This is a genomic window from Amycolatopsis sp. NPDC051903 (assembly GCF_044452505.1).
Taxonomy (GTDB): domain Bacteria; phylum Actinomycetota; class Actinomycetes; order Mycobacteriales; family Pseudonocardiaceae; genus Amycolatopsis.
In genome coordinates, this window is record NZ_JBITBT010000091.1 from 1 (window position 1) to 2144 (window position 2144).

Here is a 2144-nt window from a genome sequence, read left to right on the forward strand (position 1 = left end):
GTGCGTCGTCACCGAGATGTGCTTGTCGGGCTCGAACCCGGGCAACTCCGCGCGAATGGTGTACTTGCCCTCCTCAGTGGACTCCTCGATCCGCACCGGGTTGTGCGCCCCGAACGGCCAGGGGTTGTCCAGCCAGGCGGCGATGCTCGGAAGCGTCATCCGGGAACCCGGCAGCAGTCCAGGCATGCTCACTCCTCTCTCCGTTTTCGGCTCAACACCCAGGAAACTCCCGAGCGCTGGTCCGGCGACGCGGCCGGACTACCCGAAGGCTCAGGACGAAGGTCCCCGGAGGAGGTGCAGGACGGTCATCGCTCTCGCTCCTCACCTGCCGGCACCACGGCGAGGTGACCGGCGATCTCCCGGGCCCATGCGCGGATCACCGGCCAGTCGCGGTAGTCCCCGTCGGTCACCCGCAGGGCAGCCACCACCGCCCGTTCGGGGAAGTGCAGCCGTGCTCGCTCGATCCGGCCGCCGAAAAGCCGGTGCTCGCGGGCGAACGTGTCGGTCAGCACGTCCGAAACGTCGGCGGGGTCCGATCCGGGCCGGGTCTTCTGTCCCCACGGTCCGCTCGAGAATAGCCACACGGGGAGCCGTCTCAGCTCGGCCTGGTATTCGCGCGCGAGCCGCCGGGCGCTGTCGAGCCAGTGCCCGAGGTAGACGGCGCTGCCGAGCACGACCGCGTCGTACCCCGCCAACGACGTGACGCACCCGGCGTCGAGCACCTCCACCTGCGCCGCGATACCGGTTTCCTCCAGCGTGATCGCAGCCGTGGCGGCGATCTGCTCGGCGATCTCCCTGGTGGCCCCGTGGCGGGTCGCCACCGCGACGAGGATCCTCATGGCGGTACGCCTTTCGGTGAAGAACCCCCACGGTGCTCGCCGCACCCTTCGCACGGGAGAGCCGGAAGTCCCTCCGGGCGGTGACGAAATCGGGTCCGGCCAGACCTTCTGCTCCTAGCGAGCACGGGAAAAGCCGTTCCAGCCTGGAACCCCAAGCCCGTCCGCAGGAGGCACCATGACCGAGCACCAGCCGCAGGCACCCGACCTGCTCGGCGACCGCTTCGCGCCGCACCCGCACTTCACCGTCGTGCGCCACTCGGTCGTCGACGCACCGACCAAGGAAACCTACGCCGCGGCCCGCGACCTCGACCTCACCGACATCCATCGTGGACTCTTCACGACCGCCGAACGGGTGCGCGAGCTGCCCGCGCGCTGGCGGCCCGGCCGGCACGGCCCGCCCCGCCGGCCGACCCGCATGACCATCGACGACCTCGACAGCGGATCGGAGTGGACACTGCTGGGCGAGCACTCCGGTACCGAATTCGCCGTCGGCGTGGCGGGCAAGTTCTGGCGTCCCGTCATCACCTGGCGGCGGGTGGACCCCGAGGATTTCGCGGATTTCGCGGAGCCGGGTTACGGAAAGCTCGTCATCACCTTCGGAGTCCGGCCCTACGGCGCCCACCGCAGTCTGCTGACGATCGACACCCGCGTGCAGCTGACCGATCCGCCGAGCTGGCTGAAGTTCCGCCGGTACTGGCGCGTCGCGTACCCGTTCACCCAGGCAGCCCACACAACGCTGGTACGCACGATCGCCCAGGACGCGCGCGACCGGAGCCTCGCCGCCTACAGCCGGACAGACTGAGCCCGCCGCTCGACCCGGTCCCCGCCGCGCCTGACGGGAACCGGATCGGCCTCGCCTGTCACGCTCGGGGCTCGGGTGCCGGCTCCGGCACCCACGTCCTCGCCGTGCTCCTCGATCGCGCGTCGCTCGCTGGCCCGAAGGTACCGGCTGATCGCGGCGCTGCGCCGTCCACGTTCGGCGACATCGTGGCGCGCTTCTTCCTCGATCCGTGCCTTTTCCTTCTCGTCCATGGGTTCCTCCTGCGAATGGGCCGCCATCGACGGTAGGAGCGAGGCCGCCGGAGCACTGCTTGCTGACGTCCGCGGGCCTGGTGCCTTTGGTCCCTCCCCGCGAGGTGATGCGACCCTGCCGGCGGCCCGGCGTCCGCCGCAAACTCGGGCGATGACCCACGCGACGTTCACGCTCGGACGGGTCGCCGGCATCCGGATCGGCGCCCACTGGTCCGTGCTGATCATCGCGGTGCTGCTGGCGTACTTGCTGGCGACGAGCGTGCTTCCCGCCGG

Annotated in this window: 4 protein-coding genes; 1 reads left to right on the top strand and 3 read right to left on the bottom strand. The window is 70.4% G+C overall.

Translation table 11 applies throughout. From position 1 onward, the window contains the following. Together ACIA77_RS52370 and ACIA77_RS52375 are read right to left on the bottom strand one after the other, a co-directional pair. The coding region (locus tag ACIA77_RS52370; RefSeq protein WP_395893739.1) for an Hsp20/alpha crystallin family protein at positions 1 to 186 on the bottom strand (186 nt) is incomplete at its 3' end. Between the two features lie 119 nt (positions 187 to 305). After that, a complete protein-coding gene (locus ACIA77_RS52375) occupies positions 306 to 839 on the bottom strand; it encodes a flavodoxin domain-containing protein (protein ID WP_395893740.1) in 534 nt (177 codons plus the stop codon). 175 nt (positions 840 to 1014) lie between these two features. On the opposite strand from ACIA77_RS52375, the gene ACIA77_RS52380 reads away from it, so the two are divergent. Then, entirely contained in the window at positions 1015 to 1641 is a 627-nt protein-coding gene (locus ACIA77_RS52380) for a hypothetical protein (protein WP_395893741.1), read from the top strand. Here ACIA77_RS52380 and ACIA77_RS52385 read toward each other — a convergent pair. After that, the gene (locus ACIA77_RS52385; RefSeq protein WP_395893742.1) at positions 1623 to 1871 is read right to left on the bottom strand and encodes a hypothetical protein; all 249 of its coding nucleotides are present in this window, start codon (positions 1869 to 1871) and stop codon (positions 1623 to 1625) included. The two genes, ACIA77_RS52380 and ACIA77_RS52385, sit on opposite strands and share 19 nt — an antisense overlap. Positions 1872 to 2144: the final 273 nt, after the last annotated feature.

What these genes read in the sequence shown, in the direction of transcription:
- ACIA77_RS52375 (WP_395893740.1), bottom strand. Translation starts at nt 839, where the DNA reads ATGAGGATCCTCGTCGCGGTGGCGACCCGCCACGGGGCCACCAGGGAG.
- ACIA77_RS52380 (WP_395893741.1), top strand. Translation starts at nt 1,015, where the DNA reads ATGACCGAGCACCAGCCGCAGGCACCCGACCTGCTCGGCGACCGCTTC.
- ACIA77_RS52385 (WP_395893742.1), bottom strand. Translation starts at nt 1,871, where the DNA reads ATGGACGAGAAGGAAAAGGCACGGATCGAGGAAGAAGCGCGCCACGAT.